The following is an 18839-nucleotide window of genomic DNA, read 5'->3' on the forward strand; positions in this document are numbered from 1 at the left end:
CCAGCCCGACGGGAGCCCCATGAGCACCTGGTACCATCTCGCCGAATGGGGCGGCCTGCCCGTCCAGGAGTTCCTGACCTACGACGACCTTGACGAACTGGGCGCCGCGGAAGGCCCCGACGGCTTCACCGGTGTCGACCCCGAAGAGGCCGAGTTCGGGCCCTACGCGGATGCCTTGGACACCCCCGCCGAAGCCGTCGCGTGGCGGCTGTCCACGCATGTCGACGCCCCGATCGGTCTCGCCGGGCTGTTCGAGCGCTTCGTCCACACCGTCGACACGGCCAAGGTGCAGGCCCTGGTCATCGGCTACTGGCACACCGACGTGCTGTCCCAAGCACCCGACCCCGTGCGGGAACTGTGCGCGCACGCCACCGCCTTCCCGGCGCTCCGTCACCTGTTCATCGGCGACATCGTGGGCGAAGAGTCCGAGGTCTCGTGGCTGAGCGCGTACGACGTGACGCCCGTCCTGGAAGCCTTCCCACGCCTGGAAAGCCTCGGCTACCGCTTCGGTCTCGAACGCGACCACACCGGACCGCAACTCGGGCTCGGTGCCGCCCTCGATGCGCCGGTTGTGCTGCGTCCGCTCGTCCATGCCGCGCTGCGACGCCTGGAGTTCCAGACCGGGGGCATGCCCGCGGCACTCCCTCGCGCCGTCGCCGCATGCGAGTTCCCCGCGCTGGAGCATCTCGATCTGTGGCTGGGCGTGTCCGCCTACGGCGGCGATGCGGAAGTCGCCGACCTGGCGGGCCTGCTCGACGGCACGCGCTTCCCACACCTGCGCAGGCTGGGCCTGATGAACGCCGAGATCCAGGACGCCATCGCCACCGCGGTCGCCGGCGCCCCCGTCGTCGCGCGTCTCGACGCACTCGACCTGTCCATGGGCGTGCTGTCCGACGCCGGCGCCGAAGCGCTGCTGGCCGGGCAGCCGCTCACCCATCTCCGATACCTGAACCTGCGGCACCACTTGGTGAGCGAAAGCGTGGTGCAGCGCCTCCGCGACGCCCTCGAACCGGCGGGCGTACGCGTCGCTGCCGACGAGGCCCGCACGCCCTTGGCGGGTGCCCGCACCCCTGCCGAAGGCCGCTACACCCAAGTCGCGGAATAGCGGCGGCCCGGGGCTGCCGGGGCGGCGATGCCGAGGACGGGCTCCGGGCAGCGACACGGCTTTGGGCCGGACGGGCGAGGTATCACCGGGCAACCGAGGCACCCGCGACCGGCCGCCGCGGGACTCACAGCAGATTCGCCGGATTCCCCTCCGGTCCCGGGATTCCCGTCGGTGCGCCGGTCGGTGCCGACGCCAGTTGCTGTTCCGCCCAGATCGTCTTGCCGTCTTGGGTGTACCGCGTCCCCCACCGCTGGGTGAACTGCGCGACGAGGAAGAGTCCGCGGCCGCCTTCGTCGGTCGTCCGCGCGTGGCGGAGCCGCGGTGCCGTGCTGGTCGTGTCGGAGACCTCGCAGATCAGCGTGTCGTCGCGGATCAGCCGGATCCGGATCGGGCCGCGGGCGTAGCGGATGGCGTTGGTGACCAGTTCGCTGATGACCAGCTCGGTGGTGAACGCCGCGTCGTCGAGCCCCCACACGGTCAGCTGCCGGTTGGTGTGGTTCCGGGCCTCGGCGACGACGGCCGGGTCGGCGGGCAGTTCCCAGGTCACCACCCGTGACGTGTCCAGCACCCGCGTCCGGGCCACCAGGAGCGCCACGTCGTCTTCCGGCGGATGCACCGGGACCGTGTCGAGGACCGATTTGGTGACGTCGTCCAACGGCCGCCCCGGGTCGGCCAGCGCTACCCGCAGCCGCTCCAGCCCGGACTCGATGTCCCGGTCCCGGTCCGCCACCAGGCCGTCGGTGTACAGCACGATGAGGCTTCCGGCCGGCAGATCGAACTCGGCGGACTCGAAGGGCAGTCCGCCCAATCCCAGCGGCGGCCCGGCGGGCAGGTCCGGGAAGGTCACTTCGCCGTCGGGCAGCACCACCGCGGGCGGCGGATGCCCCGCACGGGCCATGCTGCACTGTCGGCTGACCGGGTCGTAGACGGCGTACAGGCAGCTCGCGCCGAGCGCCGTGGTGTCGACGCCGTCGTACCCGGTGTCCTCCTCGTCCACGAAGCGGATGACCAGGTCGTCCAAGTGCGCGAGGAGTTCGTCGGGTGCCATGTCGAGGTCGGCGAGCGTGTGCACGGACGCCCGCAGGCGGCCCATGGTGGCCGCGGCGTGCGCGCCGTGCCCGGCGACGTCGCCGATGACCAGGGCGACGCGTGCGCCGGACAGCGGGATGACGTCGAACCAGTCGCCGCCCACGCCCGCCCGCGGGTCGGCCGGCATGTAGTGGCTGGTGACGTCGACCGCGGGCTGCTTCGGCAGCGCGTGCGGCAGCAGGCTCCGCTGCAACGCCAGCGCCGCGGCGTGTTCCCGGGTGAAGCGGCGCGCGTTGTCGATCGCCACCGCGGCCCGGGACACGAACTCCTCCGCCAGGATCAGGTCGTCGCCCTCGAACGGGTCGGGGGTGGCGCGCCGAAAGAAGTGCGCCACGCCGAGGGTGATGCCGCGGGCCCGGATCGGGATGACCATGAGCGAGTGCATGCCGAGTTCCCGGGCGCGGGCCGCGGCGGGCGGATCGGCGGCGAGCCAGGAGACGGTCTCCGGGTCGAGGACGGGTTCGAGGACCGCGCGGCCGTCGACGAGGCTGCGTTCGGCGGGCGATCCCGGCGCGATCGGTGCGATCTCGCCGGTGGCGGAGGTGGATTCGGCGAGTCCGCCGTCGGTGGAGCGCTGCCCGGTGCGGCGCAGATCGACGCTGCCGCGGAGCGGGCCGGGAGCCGGTTCGGCACCGCGGAGGATGGTGTCGAGGAGGTCGACGGCGGCGAAGTCGGCGAGGGCGGGGACGGCGGCGTCGGCGAGTTCCTGCGCGGTGGCGGCGACGTCGAGGGTGGTGCCGATGCGGGCGCCGGCGTCGGAGAGCAGGGCGAGGCGGTGGCGGGCGTTCCAGCGATCGGTGACGTCGATGACGAGGTAGCAGACGCCGAGGACCGCGCCGGTTTGGTCTTCGAGGCGGAAGAACGAGGTGGAGTAAGCGTGTTCGTGTTCCGGGTCGGCGGCGGTGCGGCCCCGGTACTCGTGGTCGATGAGGGGCGTTCCGGTGTCGAGCACGTTGCGCATGTACGTCTCGAGCTGGCGGGCGGGCAGGCCGGGCAGCACGTCGCTGAGGCGCTTGCCGAGGCGTTGTTCGCGGGGGATGCCGCCGTTGCGTTCGAGGGTGTCGTTGAGCCAGGCGCAGCGCAGTTCGGTGTCGACGATCGCGATGCCGATGGGGGCTTGGCGGAGCATGTGGCGCAGCCACGCCGGCTCGGACCCGGTGTCGCCGGCGTCGGGGTCCCACGGATACGGGCCGGTCATGGCGTGCCCTCTTTCCGTCCGGGAGGCCGGTCTGCGGGGAGCCCGCCGGGGTGCTTTCCGGGGTTCCAGCGGGCCACGAGCAGCGCGACGTCGTCGGCGCGGCTGGTGAGCCGGCCGGCGTCGTGCAGCAGGCGGTCGGCGATTTCCGTGGGCATGCCGGCGGGTGCGGTGTGCAGGGAACGGCGCAGCATGCCGATGCCGTCGTCGATGTCGGCGCCGGGTTCTTCGACGAGGCCGTCGGTGTAGAGGAGCAGGAGGTCGTGCGGGTCGAGGCGGAAGGGCGTGACGGGGTAGACGGTGTCGCGGTCGACGCCGAGGAGGACGCCGCCGGGGGTTTCGATGACGGTGCTGCTGCCGTCGGGGCCGGCCCGGATCGGCGGGGGGTGTCCGGCGCGGACGATGTCGCCGCGGCCGGTGTGCGGGTCGAGGCGGATGTAGCAGCAGCTGGCGGTGAGGCCGGGGTCGAGGTCGTTGAGGAGCCGGTTGGTGTGCCAGACGACGCCGCCGGGGGTCTGCCCGCCGGTGGTGAAGGCGCGGACGGCGCTGCGGAGTTGGCCCATGGTGGCGGCGGCCGCGACGCTGTGGCCTTCGACGTCGCCGATGACGAGGGCGACGGTGGAGCCGGTTTCGATGACGTCGTACCAGTCGCCGCCGATCTCCATGCCTTGGGTGCCGGGCAGGTAGCGGGCGGCGATGTCGAGGTTGGGCAGGGTGGGCAGGCGGTGCGGCAGCAGGGCGTGCTGGAGGCCGCGGGCGAGGGTGAATTCGGCGTCGTAGAGGCGGGCGCGTTCGAGGGCTTGGGCGATGAGGCCGCTCAGGGCGGTGAGGACGGAGCGTTCCTCGGGGGTGAAGACGTGGGGGTCGCGGAAGCCGAGGATGCAGGTGCCGACGGGCCGGTCGGAGGCGATGAGCGGGAGGAACGCCCAGGAACTCATCTCGTCGACGAGGACGTCGGGGTAGGCGGCGACGAGTTCGGCGAGGGATTCCATGAAGATCGGGGTGCCGCGGGTGAGGGCGTCGACGCCGGGGAGGCGGCTGTCGAGGGAGACGCCTTCGAAGGGGTCGAGGAAGCCGTCCGGATAGCCGGCCTGGCGGGCCAGGTGGAAGCGCTGGTCGCGGACGATGTAGATGGCGAGTTCGTGGCCGCCGAAGGCGGGGAGCATCTGGTCGGTGACGACGTCGCAGACTTCGCTGACGCTGACGGCTTCGGTGAGCGCGGCCGCCATCGCGAGGACGTGGTAGATGGCGCCGAGCCGGGGCGGTGCCGCGGTGGACGGCGGCCGGGGCACGACGGCGGCGTGCGGGCCGGGGGCGTCGGGGTCCGCGGGCGCGACGGTGCCGGTGAGGCCGTACGGGTCGGGGTAGAGCGTGAATTCCAGCCGGTCGCCCTGCGGCGTGGTGGTGAGGAACGAACCGGGTTGCTGGGACAGCATGGCGGCGCGGTAGCGGTCCTCGTAGACGGGGTCGGCGAGCCACGGCAGGGCTTCCCAGGGAGTACGGCCGAGGACGTCGTCGAGGCGGACGCGCAGCATGCCCTGCAGGCGGCGGTTGGCGTAGGTGATGCGGCCGTCGGGGGCGAGGGAGAAGACGCCTTCGCGCAGGCGTTCGACGGCTTCCGCGGCGGCGGCGCTGGTGCCGAGGTCGAGGATGGCGCCGACCAGGTGCCGTCCGGTGGCGCGGGGGTGGTCGTCCGGTACTCGGCCCCACCATTCGAGGATGCGGCGGGCGCCGCCGACGGCGTGGACCTGCATGCGCCAGGCGAGGACGTGGCCGGTGTCGACGGCGCGGCGGGCGGCGTTGCGGAATTCCCGGCCGCCGCCGGTGATGACGCGGTCGGCGAGGGTTTCCGCGCGGTTGTCGAAGTCGCGCGGGTCGATGCCGAAGAGCGCGCAGACTTCGTCGTCGGCGCGGAAGTCGCCGGTGTCGACGTTCCAGTCGAAGAGGCCGACCCGGTTCGGGGCGAGCGCGGCGGGGCCGAGCGGGGTGGGGCTGGGCGGGCCGTCGTAGGCGACGTCGTGGTCGGCGGCGTAGGCCGCGAGGGCGTCGGTGAGGCGGACGGTGGCGGCGCGGAGCCGGCGGCTGCGCGGCACGGACAGGCCCTCGGCGGGGGTCGCGGGCCACAGGACGCACAGGACGCCGAGGATGTCGGGCCCGGAGCGGAGCGGGATGTTGGCGGAGCCGAAGGCGTACGGCATGCCGATGGCGAGCTGCGGGAAGCGCCGCATCGTTTCTCCGCCGTCGGCGAGGAACACGGTGCGGCCGTTGCGGTAGGCCGCGGCGGTGGGCAGCGGACTGGTGACCGAGATGCGCCGCCACGGGTCGAGCAGCGAGACGGCGAGCCCGGCGATTTTGGCGAGGACGAGGGAGCGGCCGTCATGCGACCGCAGGTAGACCACGCCGCCGTAGGCGTCGGACGCGTACACGGCCTCGCTGAGGCCCTCGGACAGGATCGTGTCGAGCTCGTCGACGAGCCCCTCGGGTTCGGCGGCCTCGGGCGTTTCGGGAAGACGCGCGCCCGTGGCGTCCGGCCGGGGCTTGGTCCCGGTCATCGGAGCCTCCCGCACGTCGGCCCGTGCCGCTGCGGAACACGGCACGGGGACGCGGATGCTGCTCGCGCGCACATACTTCGGGAGTACGCCCCGCAGGGGGTGATGTCAACTTGACGAACCCGCCGAAGACGCCGCGGCACGGCCGGTGACCTGCGGAGATCCCTCGGACGGGGTGGGGCGGCGGATCGGCCGGAGCGTGCGGTGCAAGTTGGTGCGCATCGTCGTCGCGGCGTCGAGGACGTAGTTCTGCCGGACCTTCCACGGGCTGCGGTGCCCCTGCCGGGGGAAGGCGTCGATCGAGCGCCGGACGTAGCCGGACATCAGGTCGAGCAGCGGGCGTTCGTCGAGCGGGCCGGTGGGGCGGGGTTCGACGGCGGCGTAGCCGTGCCGGTCCAGGTGGTTGAGGACCTTGCAGACCAAGCGCGACGTCAGGTCGGCGCGGAGCGTCCAGGACGCGTTGGTGTAGCCGATGCACACCGCGAAGTTGGGCAGGCCGGTGAGCATGGCGCCCCGCCACACGAACTGCTTCGCCAGGTCGACCGCGGCTCCGTCGACGGTGGGGGTGATGCCGCCGAACGCGAGGAGGCGCAGCCCGGTCGCGGTCACGACGATGTCCGCGGGCAGGACGCGGCCGTCGGCCAGCTTGATCCCGTCGGGTACGAACGTGTCGATGCCGCCGGTGACGACGTCGGCGTTGCCGTCCCGCACCGCCCGGAAGAAGTCCGCGTCGGGCGCCGCGCACAGGCGCTGCTCCCACGGGTTGTAGGGCGGTGTGAAGTGCTCTTTGACGGCCTGCTCGTCGCGCAGGATGCGGGTGTTGAACTTGGTGAACATCCGGCGCGCGGCCTGCGGGCTGCGGCGGCAGAACTGGTAGACGCCGATCATGAACAGGATGTTCTTGGTCCGCACGACCCGGTGCGCGGCCTGCGGCGGCAGGACGGCGCGGATCCGGTCGGCGATCGCGTCGCGCCCGGGGACGGCGCTGATCCACGTCGGGGTCCGCTGCAGCATCGTCACGCTCGCCGCCTCGCCGGCGAGGGACGGGACGAGAGTCACCGCGGTCGCGCCGCTGCCGATGACGACGACGCGCTTGCCCGCCCAGTCGAGGTCGTCGGGCCAGAACTGCGGGTGGACGACGGTGCCCTGGTAGGCGTCGAGGCCGGGAAACTCGGGGGTGTGGCCGCTCGCATAGTCGTAATAGCCCGCGCACGAGTACAGGAAGTCGCAGGTGAGCGTCTGCCGCTCGACCGTGCCGTCGTCGCCGGCGCAGTCCAGGTCGAGCGTCCAGCACGCGTCGCGGGACGACCAGTCGGCGCCGACGACTTTGGTGCGGTAACGGATGTTCTCGTCGATGCCGTACTCGGCGGCGGTTTCCCGGATGTAGCGCAGGATCGACGGCCCGTCGGCGATCGCCTTGGCATCGGTCCACGGCCGGAACGGATAGCCGAGGGTGAACATGTCCGAGTCGGACCGGACGCCCGGGTAGCGGAACAGGTCCCAGGTGCCGCCCGACGCCTCGCGCGCTTCGAGAATCGCGTAGCTGCGGCCCGGGCACTCGGTCTGCAGCCGGTAGGCGGCCCCGATGCCGGACAGGCCGGCGCCCACGATCACCACGTCCCGGTGCGTCGTCTCGCGCCCGGTCGTCGTGCGCCCCGTCGTCGTACGGCCAGTCGTCATGCGCCCCAGTGTGGAGCCAAACCGGGCCCGATCTCACCCCCCTGTGGCACGGGTCATCCACATTCCGTGGCGCGGGTCATCCACATCACGCCTGTGATATGTACATCAGCACATATTCCACCGTCGCGAGGAGCATCCCGTGGACATTCCCCCTCCCCCGGCGTGCTGCGCGCCCGCGCGCACCGCGGCGGCCCCGCTCGTCATACCCGACCCTCCCGGCACCGCCGCCGTCCCGCTCGCCCTCTCCCCCGCCGCCCGATCGCCGGACACGAAAGCGGACACGAAGCCCGACACGGAGCCCGACACGGAGCCCGACACGATGGTCGACCTGCCCGGCGGCGCGTTCCTCATGGGCTCGGACGACCCCGACGGGTTCCCGGACGACGGCGAAGGGCCGGTGCGCACGGTCACCGTCGACCCGTTCCGGATCGACGCGTACGCCGTCTCCAACGAGCGCTTCGCCGCCTTCGTCGACGCCACCGGCTACCGCACCGAAGCCGAGCGACTCGGCTGGTCCTACGTCTTCGCCGGGTTCCTGCCCGCCGCCCTGCGCCGCGGCGCACCCCGTCCGGAACGCACCCCGTGGTGGTGCGGAGTCGCCGGCGCCGCCTGGCACGCCCCCGAAGGCCCGGGCAGCGGCCTGGACGGACGCGCCGACCACCCGGTCGTCCACATCTCCTGGCACGACGCCGACGCCTTCTGCCGCTGGGCCGGCAAGCGCCTGCCGACCGAGGCCGAGTGGGAGTACGCGGCCCGCGGCGGCCTGGCGCACGCCCGCTACCCGTGGGGTGACGACCTGGACCCGGACGGCACGTACCGCTGCAACATCTGGCGCGGCAGCTTCCCGACCAAGAACACCGCCGCCGACGGCTACCGCGGCACCGCCCCCGTCGACGCTTTCGCCCCGAACGGCTTCGGCCTCCACAACACGTCCGGCAACGTGTGGGAGTGGTGCTCCGACTGGTGGTCGACGGCGCACGAACCCGACGCGGTGAACCCGACGGGCCCGGCCGCCGGCCGCGACAAGGTCATCCGCGGCGGCTCGCACATGTGCCACGACTCGTACTGCACGCGCTACCGCGTCGGCGCGCGCACGGCGAACAGCCCGGACAGTTCGAGCGGGCATGCGGGGTTCCGCTGCGCGGCGGATGCGGTGTGAGTACCTGAGAACATAGTGAGTCGGCCGGTGCCGCGGGCCTGACGGTTGCCTGCCTCGCGCCGCAGTCCCTAGCCTGTCCGGCTGACGGGGGCACGGGGACGAGAGGGGCGGCAATGCGGCGGATCCGGGGCGGCGCTGCGGCGGTGGCGATGACGGCGGCCGCGGTCGTCGTGCTGGCGGGATGCTCGGACGGCGATTCGGGCGGCGGATCGACGGCGTCCGGCGGCAGTGACTTCGCGACGGCGTGCGCCCTGGTGCGGCAGTTGCCCCCGCGCATGCCCGACCTCCCGCCGTCCGGCGGACAGTTCGGCGACTACGACCGCGCGACCAACCGGCTCGGCGCGGCCTCCCTCCTGGCCGCCAACGCCGCGGCGGACAACCCGAAGCACCAGCCGCTCGCGGACACGCTGAAGCATGCGCAGGACGTCATCGCCCGGACGTTCGACATCCACCAGAGCGAACCGGACATCGCGAAGGCCCGCGGAATGTGCTGAGCCCGTGCCGATCGGCTGCCGCGCCCCGGTCGGCGAGGCGCCGCGCTGCGCCGACCGGGTGCCGCCGTCCGGCGGGTTCGCGGGCCCGGAGTCGTAGCCTGGGAAGGCGACGGACTTGGCATCTTCCCCCGCGGTGCGGGGTGGACGGGCAAGGAGGCGTCGCGTGTACAGCAAGGCCAAGATCGCCGGGCATCCCCTTCACCCGATGCTCGTCGCCTATCCCGTCGCCGGCTACACCGGCACTCTCGTGGGACTCGCCGTCTACGCCTCGAACGGGCAGCAGTTCTGGCTGAACTTCGCCATCGCGATGAACATCGCCGGTGTCGGCGGCGCCCTGCTCGCGGCACTGCCGGGAGCCACCGACCTGTGGTTCGGCATCCCGCGCGGCTCGCGCGCCCAGCGCGTCGGCCGTGCGCACGCCGCGATGAACGTCGTCGCGCTCGGCCTGTTCGGCGCAGTACTCGGCACCTATGTGCAGCACTGGGACGGCCCGCCGCCGTCCCGCGGCACCACCCTCGGCTTGGCGCTGTCGTCGGGCGGCCTGCTGGCCACCATGATGGCCGGGTTCCTGGGCTGGATGCTGGTGCAGACCTACCACGTGGGCGTCACGCTGAACACCGCCCAGGAGGCGCAGGAGTGGCAGGCGGACACGTCCGGGGCACGGCACCGTACCGGGCCGGTGATGTGAGGGCTCGGAGGGCAGCCGGCCCTTCGACCCTGTCCTGAGCCCGGGATTTTTCCCGGTTGATACGCAATTGCCCGCGGGTCGGCTCCGGTTGCGGGGCTTTGCGCGCCGGGTTGTGCTGGTCGGAACGACTTCGATCGGCACGATCCCGCGCGGAGGGTGACATGGCCACGGACGGCCCCGACGACGCATCCCCGCGGATCCCTCCGGAACCGCCCGAGAAGCCTTCGCAGGTTCCACCGAAACCGTCGGAACCGCCCCCCTCGCTGGGCAAGACCCCGCAGACTCCTGCGGAAGGGGCGGGACAGCCGCCGCAGACTCCGCCGGAAGGGGCAGGCCCGCAGGTCCCGCCGGACGGGGCGGGCCGACCCCCGCAGGTTCCGCCGACGACTCCGCAGATCCCGTCCGACCAGGACGAGTTGCGCGCCTTGCGGGCGCGCGTCGCCGATTTGGAAGCCCAGCCGCAGAAGCGTCCGAAGCACCGCGTGCGGGCGTTCTTCTCGGCGCTGCTGATCGTGATCGCCGCCGTGCTGGCGCCGTTGTCCGCGGCGGCCGTGTGGGTGGACAGCCAAGTCAGCGACACCGGCCGGTTCGTCGCCACGATGAAGCCGCTGGGGACGAACCCGGACGTGCAGAACGCCGTCACCAACCGGGTCACCGACGCGGTGATGCAGAACATCGACGTCAACGCGATCATCAACGACATCGCCCCCAGCGACCGCCCGCGGCTGGACACCATCCTCGGCGGCGCGAGCGGCGCGATCACCAGCGGCATCAACGGCCTGGTGCACACCGTCGTCCAGAACTTCGTGCAGAGCGACGCGTTCCAGACCCTGTGGGTCAGGCTCATCACCGATGCGCATCAGGCGATGGTGAAGGCGCTCACCGGAAGCGGCGACGCCAGCATCAAGATCAACAACGATACGGTGTCCCTCGACCTCGCGCCGGTGATCGCCCAGGTGAAGACGCAGTTGGTCGACCAGGGCCTGGGCGTCGCGGCGAAGATCCCCGACGTGCACACGAGCTTCACGCTCGTGGAGTCGAAGGACATCGGGAAGCTCAAGACGTACTTCCGGTTGCTCGACATCGCGGGCGTGTGGCTGCCGATCATCACCGTGGTCGTCGCGGGCGCGGGCGTGCTGCTGGCGCGGCGGCGGCGGCGCGCGCTGGTCGCGGCGTCGCTGGCGATCGCGGCGGGCGTGGCGGTGCTCGGGATCGGCCTGGCGGTGTTCCGGCTCATCTACACGGACCGGCTGCCCGCGGACGTGAACCGTCCGGCGGCCGAGGCGGTGTACGACACGCTCGTGCGGTACCTGCGCGCGTCGGTGCGGATGATCATCACGCTCGGCATCATCGTGGCGCTGGGCGCGTGGCTGAGCGGTCCGGGGAAGTGGGCCACCAAGGTGCGGACCGGCTGGCAGTCCGGCATCGGCACGGCACGGTCGGCGGTGGGCCTCAACACCGGCTCGTTCGGCGTGTGGGTGCACCGGTACAAGACGTGGATCGTGTGGGCCTTCCTCGCCTGCGCGGCGATCGCGCTGATCCTGTGGAGCTACCCGACGGGCCTGGTCATCCTGGGGATCACGCTGACCTTCCTGTTCGCGCTGGCCGTGTTGGAATTCCTGGACGGCGGGGAGCCCGGGGGCGGGGCGACCACGTGGCGGGCGTCGGGCAAGGGGGCGGAGGCTCGGACGCCGAACTCGTCGTAGGCGGGGGGCCGGGGGTCTCGGGGCCTCCGGCTGCTTCGGCTGCTTCGGCGGCTCCTGCTGCTTCGGGGTTTTCGGGTTCTTCTCGGGTGGCGGTCACATTCGGCGGGCGGGATCCGTCTGCCGGGTATGAGTGTGGAAATCGATCTCTCGAAGCCCGGCTCCGGCCCGGGCGGCCCGCTGTCCGAATCCGGCGGCGGCGCGTTCCTCGCGTCGCGGCGCGGGAAGCTGACGTTGTTCCTGCTGTGTGCGGTGGCGTTCCTCGATTTCGTGGACGCGTCCATCGTCAACACGGCGTTGCCGTCGATCCAGCGTGATCTGAGCTTGTCGACGCAGAGTCTCCAGTGGGTGCCGTCGGGCTACCTGCTGACGTACGGCGGTCTGATGCTGCTGGGCGGTCGCGCGGCCGACCTGCTCGGGCGGCGGCGGGTGCTGATCGCCGGGACGGTGGTGTTCGGCATCGCGTCGCTGGTGGGCGGCTTGGCGCAGACGTCGGGCGTACTGATCGGCGCGCGGCTGGCGCAAGGGACGGGCGCGGCGATGATGCTGCCGGCGGCGCTGTCCATTCTGACCACGTCGTTCGCGGAGGGTCCGGAGCGGACCAAGGCGCTGGGGGCGTGGGCCGGGACGGGGGCGCTCGCATCCGCGGTCGGGGTGTTCCTGGGCGGGGCACTGACCGAGGGTCCCGGGTGGCGCTGGGTGATGTTCGTGAACCTGCCGGTGTGCGTCCTGGTGCTGCCCGCGATCCCGCGGCTGATCGGCGACGACCGGCGGCGGATGCCGCGCGGCGGATTCGACGCGCTCGGGACGGTGCTGGCGACGTCCGGCCTTTTGCTGCTGGTGTACGGGCTGGTGAAAGCCCCGGATCAGGGCTGGTCGGCGACCTCGACGGTGGTGGAGCTGACGTTGGCGGGGGCATTGCTGACGGCGTTCGTGTGGTGCGAGGCGGTGGCGCGGAATCCCCTGATGCCACTGTCGGTGTTCCGCATCCGGGGGTTGGCGGCGGCGAATGTGACCCAGCTGATCGCGATGTGCGGATTCATTTCGATGTTCTTCTTCCTGACGTTGTACATGCAGGACGTGCTGGGCTACTCGCCGCTGAAGGCCGGGGCGGCGTGGCTGCCCCTGTGCGTGGGCGTCGCGGTAAGCGCGGGCATCGCGTCGCAGCTCCTGCCGAGGATCGGGACCCGTCCGGTGATCGCGGCGGGAGCCGTGGTGGCGGCGGCCGGGATGTACCTGCTGTCCCGGATCCCGGTGGACGGCTCCTACGCGGCGGACCTGCTGCCGGGGATGCTGATCGTGTCGCTGGGACTCGGCGGGGTGTTCGTGGGGATCACGACGGCCGCCAACGCGGGCGTACCGGCGGACAAGGCGGGATTGGCCGCGGCGCTCCTCAACACCTCGCAACAGCTGGGCGGCGCACTGGGGTTGGCAGTGCTGTCGGCGGTCGCGACCGCGCGAACGCATGCGGTGGCCGGGACGGAGTCCGCCGCGGGGGCGGCGACTTCGGGCTTCGGCCGGGCTTTGCTGGTGGGGAGTGTGTTCTTGGCCGTGGCGGGGGCGGTGGCTTTGCGGGCGCCTAATACGAAGGGGGTGGAGGTGGACGGCGAGGGGTGAATTCGGCCTTGGAGACAGCGGGGTTCGGGATACTCGCGAGACTCCAAGGCGGCAGCTGTGGCGGCCTGCGCCCACTACGCCCCGGCAAAAAGCACTACACACCCCGACTCACAACCCCTCGACCCTCCGCAACAACCCCATCCCCGTGCGATCCACCGAGCGGGCCGTGTTGCTCAGGACCACGACGCCCGCCCGTCGCTTCGGGACGAAGCCGACCCAGGACGCGAAGCCGCCGGTCCGGCCGTTGTGCCAGTACAGGCGCTTCGTGTCGGAGCCCTTCGGCTGCATGCTCATCCAGCCGAGGTGGACGTGGTGGTGGGCGGCCAGCTCGAACTGTCGTGAGCGGGCGAGGCGCAGGGCGTCCGCGAAGGCGTGGTCGGTGACGGCCTTGAGGTCGAGGTGGACGCGGACGAAGGCCAGCAGGTCCTCGGCGGTCGCATGCAAGCCTCCCGCACCCGCCAGCGACGCCATGTCCCACGCCGCCGTCGGCTTGCGGCGCTTCGTGTGGCCCGCGGCCAGGCGTGCGGCGTGTGCGGGCGGCACGGCGACCGACGTGTCCGACAACCCCAGCGGCACGGTGATTTCCCGGGCCACGAGTTCGTCGTACGAAAGCCCGGCCCGCCGGGCGAGCGCGATGCCCAGCAGGCCCGCGCCGAGGTTCGAGTAGGCGAAGCGCGTCCCCGGTCGAGCCGCGAGCTTGGTCCGGCCGAGCGTCGCCAGGACGTATTCCTCCGTGCAGTCCGCGTAGGGGTCCTCGCGGTTTCCCCCCGCCAGAACCGCCTTCAACAGCCCTTTCGGCAGGCGCGGCAGCCCCGACGTGTGGGTGGCGAGGTGCCACAGTCGGATCGGTTCGCCGTCGCGCGACCGTATCGACGTTCCGGTCGGCAGCAGGTCGGCGACGGGTTCCTCGACGTCGACGACGCCGGCGATGGCAAGTCGGGCCAGGGTCAGTGCCGTGAACACCTTGGTCACCGAGCCGACTTCGAACAGTGTGTCACCCGAAGGCGGTTGGCCCGCCGAAGCTCCGGTGGTCGCCATGGCGCCGACGCCACGTATCTCCACCCGGTCGCCGGACACCGCCGCGACCACCGCTCCGACGTGTTTGGCCGCCAGCGCGTCGGCGGCCTTCTGCACAACCCTGCCTAGGTCTGTCATGCCGGTCAATCATGGCCGACGCTTCGGCGGCCCGTGGCACCGGCGCCAAATCCGGTGCGGCCCCCGGTCGGGAGCGGTCATCATGACCGTGATACCGAGGGTCGCGCCGTGCCGCCGGACACCATCTGGGTGCGCCGACCCCGCCGATACCACCGACGGCGCCGACACCACCGACCGGAGGGCCCCGGATGCTCACGTCGATTCTCACCTTCGCGGGGGCCGCCTGCCTGATCGCCATGGTGCCCGGCCCGAGTACGGCGGTGATCCTCCGCCGTTCGGTGCTGCACGGCCGGACGTCGGGCATGGTCACCGTGCTCGGCAACGAGGCCGGTGTACTGCTGTGGGGGTTGGCGGCGGCGTTCGGGCTGTCCGCGGTGCTGGTCGCGTCGGAGATCGCGTACCACGTGATGCGGATCGCCGGTGCGGCGTTCCTCATCTGGATGGGCGCTCAGGCGCTGTGGCGTGCGCGCCGCGGGAACACGGCCGACGAGGAAGCCGACGACGGCCGGGTGTCGCATTGGCGGGCGTTCCGCCTCGGGCTGCTGACCAACGCGGCCAACCCCAAGGCCGGCGTGTTCGCGGTGTCGCTGCTCCCCCAGTTCGCGCCGTCGGGCGCGCCCGTGCTGCCGATGCTGCTGGTGTTCTCGGTGATGTGGGCGCTGATCGACCTGATCTGGTACTTCGGGCTGGTCTGGCTGGCCGGGCGGGTCCGGGCGACGTTCCAGCGTCCGGCGGTCCGTCGCCGGATGGAGCAGGTCTCCGGAACGGTGCTGGTGACCCTGGGAGTTCGCCTGGCGGCGCAGCCCTAGCCGCACACCGCAACCGCACCCTGCAACCGCAACCTGCAGCCGCACCCCCTCCCGGAATCAGCTGCCCGCCACCCGCTCGGCCAGGTCCCGGTCCAGTGCCGCCCGCACCAGCGCCGCCGCGAACGGGGCCAGGTCGCCGTCGGCCAGTTCGGCGAGGCGCTCGGGTGCGGTCGGCAGGCCGATTCGGGCCGCGCCTTCCTGGGCCTTTTTGTCGAATACCGGTCGCAGGAATGGCCACACGTCCTGGGCTTCGCGGCAGAAGATCCGGGCGCCCGTCGGGCCGATGCCGGGGAATTCGGTGAGGAGGTCCTCGACTCGGTCGCGTTGTTCGTCGGCTTCGCGAGCGAGGTTGCGCAGGTCGCCGTGGTAGCGGTCGCGGGCGAGGTCGGCGCATTCGCCGAGCCGGGTGGCGGTGCCTTCGTCGTAGCGGACGTAGTGGCCGCGGCCGAGGGCGTCGACGCGTTGCTGCCAGGTGAGTTCGGCCATGCCGTGGGGCGTCCGACCGCCTGCGGCAAAGAGTTTGCGGGCGCCGGCGACGGCGACGGCCGCCTTGATCCGGGTGGAGACGAGGTTGCTCAGCACGAGCAGCTGCCACAGCGGGGCGGGCTTGTCGGCCGGTTTGATACCCGCGTCGGCGGCGTAGGTGTCCCCGGCTTCGGACAGCAGCCGCTGCGCGCGCCGGTGTTGCTCGGTCCGGGCGATGGTGGCGGTCATGGTTTTCCCTTCGGCCGCTCGCGGACGACGTCCGCGGGGCTTTTGTCGTCGCGCAACCCCAGGAACTTCGGGTGCCGCAGCCGCCCGGCCCGGGTCCATTCGCCGAAGCCGACCTGGGCGACGAGGACCGGCCGCACCCACAAGGCGCGCTTCTCGTCGACCGCATCCGCGAACGGTGTTGTCCCGGTGCGGAGTTCGTCGAGGCTGGTACGCAGGGACGTAAGCGTCCGGGCGTCGAAGCCGGTGCCGACTTTGCCCGCGTAGTGCAGGTCGTCGCCCTCGTAATAGCCGACAAGCAAGGCGCCCAGCCCGGTGCGGCTTCCGGCCGGTTCCGTGAATCCTCCGATGACGAACTCCTGGCCGCCGACGCATTTGAGTTTGAGCCACGCGTCGGAGCGGCCGTGGGTGTAGCGGCTGTCGGCGCGCTTGGCGATGAGGCCTTCCCAGCCGCGGGAGCAGGCATCGGCGAGGAGTTCCGGGCCGCCGTGGTTGCGGTGGGTGGTGTAGCGGAGCGGGCCGTGGAAGTCGATGGCTTTGCGGAGCAGGGTTTTGCGGTCGCGCAGCGGGAGGCCGGTGGTGTCGCGGCCGTCGAGGGCGAGCAGGTCGAACAGGTAGTAAGTGACGGCGACGCCGGTGGCCAGGGCGGCGACCGGGTTGGTGAGCCCCATGCGCTGCTGGAGGAGACCGAAGTCGGTGCGGCCGCGGTGCAGGGCGACGACTTCGCCGTCGACGGTGAAGGCGAGTCCGGTCTGCTGTTCGAGCGCGGCGACAAGTTCCGGGTAGGTGCCGTTGAGGGGGCGTCCGCTGCGGGATTCGAGCCGGACACCGCGGTCGGGGTGGTAGTCGGCGAGGACGCGGACGCCGTCGAGCTTGCGTTCGAAGACCCAGGCGTCGCCGAAGTCGCGGCGGCTGCTGAGTACGGCCAGCATCGGCTGCGCGATCATCCTCGACCGCCTCCGGAGCCGCGCCCGCCCCCGTCGCCCCCGCCCGGGCGGCCTCGCCGCCATCCGTGCCGGCCGACGCGGTCCGCGGCGCCGCCGTCCTCGGCGGCGACCTGGCGCAGTGTGCGGCCGGTCCGGACGGAGCGGGCGCGCAGCGGGTCGGGGGTGCCGCGGTCGGAGGCGCGTTCGTCGGCGCGTTTGACGAGCAGCCAGGCTTCGCGGCGGCCGGCGTCGCCGCGCGTGCGGGTGAGCGCGTAGCCGCCGCGGAGTTTGCGGCCGTCCAGCCAGAACGAGGCGTGGCCGTCGGCGAGGGCGTCGGCGAACGGTACTTCGCGGCCGTGGCGGTCGGTGGCAAGGCTGCGGTAAGTGCCTTCGTCCCAGACGATGACGACGCCGGCGCCGTACTCGCCGTCGTCGACGACGCCCTCGAATTCCCGGTACTCGAGCGGGTGGTCTTCGGTGGGCACGGCCAGGCGCTTGTCGCGCGGGTCGCGGGAGGGTCCGCGGGGCACGGCCCAGGATTTGAGGACGCCGCCGACTTCGAGGCGGAAGTCGAAGTGCATGGCGGTGGCGTCGTGGATCTGGACGACGAAGACGGGTTCCCCGTCGGTGGCTGCGCCGGGTTCGCCGCGGGGCTCGGTGGTTCTGCCGAAATCGCGCTTGCGCCGGTATTCCCCGAGGGCGTCGGTCGCGGCCACGGGCCCTCCTCGGATTCGGCGTGCGTCCACGCGCCTGCCGGGCGCGCCGGACAGCCCTGCCGGACGGCCGCTACCCGCCTCGTGCGCGGTCATGCACCGAGGCGGCCGTCCGGGTCAGGCGCGCCCGGGTCGGGTGTCCGGGTCAGGGATCCCGGTCAGGGATCCGAGTCAGGCGTCCGGGCGCAGCTCGTCCAGCTTCCGGCGTGCGGCGGTGAGCCGGTACCCGCGTTTCGGCGCGTCCGCCCACGGGTCGTCGGCGAGCCGGTCGCGGATCGACGCGACCGTCCAGGTCCGGGCGTGGATGCCGGGGTCGGCGGCTTCGTCCCAGGTCAGCGGCGTGGCGACGGGGGCGCCGGGCCGGGCGCGGACGGTGTACGGGGCGACCGCGGTCTGCGCGTAGGCGTTGCGCTGCACGTCCAGGTAGAGGCGGCCGCCGCGGCCGTCCTTGCGGGCCGCGGTGGTGAGGGTGTCGGGGTGCCGGGCGGCGAGGACGTCGGCGGCGTCGCGGGCGAACGCGCGGACGGTGTCGAAGTCGGCGTGCCGGTCGAGCGGCACGATGACGTGCAGGCCGCGGGAGCCGGTGGTCATGACGGAGGAGGCCAGTCCGAGGTCGTCGAGGAGTTCGCGGGTGGCGGCCGCGGCGGCGCGGACCGGGGCGAAGTCGTCGTCGGGCGGATCCAGGTCGAAGATCAGCCGGTCGGGGTGGTGGGGCCGGTCGGCGCGCGCGGGCCAGCGGTGCACGGTCACGCAGGCCTGGTTGGCGAGGTAAGCGAGGGTTTCGGCGTTGTCGCAGACCGCGTAGTCGACGGAGCCTCCGGCTTTGCCGAGTTCGACGCGGTGCACCCAGTCCGGGAAGTAGTCGGGGGTGCTCTTCTGCATGAGGGGCCGTTTCCCGATCCCGTCGGGGTAGCGCTCCATCATGAGCGGACGGCCGCGCAGCTGGGGCAGCATGCGGTCGGCGACGGCCAGGTAGTGGTCGACCAGGTCGGCCTTGGTGAGGCCGTCGTCAGGGAAGAGGACCTTGTCCGGCCGGGAGATCTCGACGGTGTGCCGTCCGGCGCGGACGGTTGCGGGTTTCTCGGCCATGGACGCCGCCCGCCTCCCCGGCCTGCCGGCCACAACGCCACCGACGACAACCACGAACACCGACAGAACACCAACAAAACACCGGCGATGGGACAGACCCGGCCCTGCTCGGGGGTTCAGGACCGGGCCTGCCGACAGCACAGTTGCCCGTTTGTGG

15 protein-coding genes are annotated in these 18839 nt (G+C 72.3%); 7 read left to right on the top strand and 8 right to left on the bottom strand.

The window, feature by feature from the left end; translation table 11 throughout:
* The first annotated feature begins 19 nt into the window (after window positions 1-19).
* Window positions 20-1105 carry an STM4015 family protein gene (locus tag ACPA54_RS06040; RefSeq protein WP_423527526.1) on the top strand — a complete coding sequence of 362 codons (1086 nt, stop codon included), beginning with the start codon at window positions 20-22 and terminating at the stop codon, window positions 1103-1105.
* Between the two features lie 124 nt (window positions 1106-1229).
* On the opposite strand, the gene ACPA54_RS06045 is transcribed toward ACPA54_RS06040, so the two are convergent.
* From ACPA54_RS06045 to ACPA54_RS06055, 3 genes are all read right to left on the bottom strand, one after another.
* Complete coding sequence (locus ACPA54_RS06045) at window positions 1230-3392, bottom strand: SpoIIE family protein phosphatase (RefSeq protein ID WP_423527528.1); 2163 nt, start codon at window positions 3390-3392, stop codon at window positions 1230-1232.
* A complete protein-coding gene (locus tag ACPA54_RS06050; RefSeq protein ID WP_423527530.1) occupies window positions 3389-5941 on the bottom strand; it encodes a SpoIIE family protein phosphatase in 2553 nt (850 codons plus the stop codon). Before ACPA54_RS06050 ends, ACPA54_RS06045 begins: the two co-directional genes overlap by 4 nt.
* Window positions 5942-6046: 105 nt before the next feature.
* Entirely contained in the window at window positions 6047-7618 is a 1572-nt protein-coding gene (locus ACPA54_RS06055) for a flavin-containing monooxygenase (RefSeq protein ID WP_423527532.1), read from the bottom strand.
* A 319-nt stretch (window positions 7619-7937) separates the two neighbouring features.
* Here ACPA54_RS06055 and ACPA54_RS06060 point away from each other — a divergent pair, with 319 nt between their 5' ends.
* The 5 genes from ACPA54_RS06060 to ACPA54_RS06080 all read left to right on the top strand — a co-directional run bounded on the left by ACPA54_RS06060 (window position 7938) and on the right by ACPA54_RS06080 (window position 13279).
* The gene (locus ACPA54_RS06060) at window positions 7938-8777 is read left to right on the top strand and encodes a formylglycine-generating enzyme family protein (RefSeq protein WP_423527833.1); all 840 of its coding nucleotides are present in this window, start codon (window positions 7938-7940) and stop codon (window positions 8775-8777) included.
* A gap of 113 nt (window positions 8778-8890) precedes the next feature.
* Window positions 8891-9271, top strand: coding sequence for a hypothetical protein (locus ACPA54_RS06065; RefSeq protein ID WP_423527534.1), 381 nt, complete (start codon window positions 8891-8893; stop codon window positions 9269-9271).
* Between the two features lie 163 nt (window positions 9272-9434).
* Window positions 9435-9959 carry a DUF2231 domain-containing protein gene (locus tag ACPA54_RS06070; RefSeq protein WP_423527536.1) on the top strand — a complete coding sequence of 175 codons (525 nt, stop codon included), beginning with the start codon at window positions 9435-9437 and terminating at the stop codon, window positions 9957-9959.
* A gap of 161 nt (window positions 9960-10120) precedes the next feature.
* Window positions 10121-11665 carry a proline-rich domain-containing protein gene (locus ACPA54_RS06075; RefSeq protein WP_423527538.1) on the top strand — a complete coding sequence of 515 codons (1545 nt, stop codon included), beginning with the start codon at window positions 10121-10123 and terminating at the stop codon, window positions 11663-11665.
* Between the two features lie 126 nt (window positions 11666-11791).
* The gene (locus ACPA54_RS06080; RefSeq protein ID WP_423527540.1) at window positions 11792-13279 is read left to right on the top strand and encodes an MFS transporter; all 1488 of its coding nucleotides are present in this window, start codon (window positions 11792-11794) and stop codon (window positions 13277-13279) included.
* A 108-nt stretch (window positions 13280-13387) separates the two neighbouring features.
* Here ACPA54_RS06080 and ACPA54_RS06085 read toward each other — a convergent pair whose 3' ends face one another.
* Window positions 13388-14434: a serine hydrolase domain-containing protein gene (locus ACPA54_RS06085; protein ID WP_423527542.1), complete on the bottom strand. Its 1047-nt coding sequence runs from the start codon at window positions 14432-14434 to the stop codon at window positions 13388-13390.
* 188 nt (window positions 14435-14622) lie between these two features.
* Here ACPA54_RS06085 and ACPA54_RS06090 point away from each other — a divergent pair, with 188 nt between their 5' ends.
* Complete coding sequence (locus tag ACPA54_RS06090) at window positions 14623-15243, top strand: LysE family translocator (RefSeq protein ID WP_423527544.1); 621 nt, start codon at window positions 14623-14625, stop codon at window positions 15241-15243.
* A gap of 57 nt (window positions 15244-15300) precedes the next feature.
* Here the strand turns inward: ACPA54_RS06090 and ACPA54_RS06095 are convergent, their stop codons facing one another.
* The 4 genes from ACPA54_RS06095 to ligD (ACPA54_RS06110) all read right to left on the bottom strand — a co-directional run bounded on the left by ACPA54_RS06095 (window position 15301) and on the right by ligD (ACPA54_RS06110) (window position 18682).
* Complete coding sequence (locus ACPA54_RS06095) at window positions 15301-15957, bottom strand: HhH-GDP family DNA glycosylase (RefSeq protein ID WP_423527546.1); 657 nt, start codon at window positions 15955-15957, stop codon at window positions 15301-15303.
* Entirely contained in the window at window positions 15954-16901 is a 948-nt protein-coding gene (gene ligD, locus ACPA54_RS06100) for a non-homologous end-joining DNA ligase (RefSeq protein WP_423527548.1), read from the bottom strand. Before ligD (ACPA54_RS06100) ends, ACPA54_RS06095 begins: the two co-directional genes overlap by 4 nt.
* Window positions 16898-17596, bottom strand: a complete 699-nt coding sequence (locus tag ACPA54_RS06105) for a DNA polymerase ligase N-terminal domain-containing protein (RefSeq protein WP_423527550.1) — start codon at window positions 17594-17596, stop codon at window positions 16898-16900. Before ACPA54_RS06105 ends, ligD (ACPA54_RS06100) begins: the two co-directional genes overlap by 4 nt.
* A 168-nt stretch (window positions 17597-17764) precedes the next feature.
* Window positions 17765-18682 carry a non-homologous end-joining DNA ligase gene (ligD, locus tag ACPA54_RS06110; RefSeq protein ID WP_423527552.1) on the bottom strand — a complete coding sequence of 306 codons (918 nt, stop codon included), beginning with the start codon at window positions 18680-18682 and terminating at the stop codon, window positions 17765-17767.
* Window positions 18683-18839: the final 157 nt, after the last annotated feature.

This window comes from Uniformispora flossi (genome assembly GCF_049534875.1).
Lineage (GTDB): Bacteria > Actinomycetota > Actinomycetes > Streptomycetales > Streptomycetaceae > Yinghuangia > Yinghuangia aomiensis.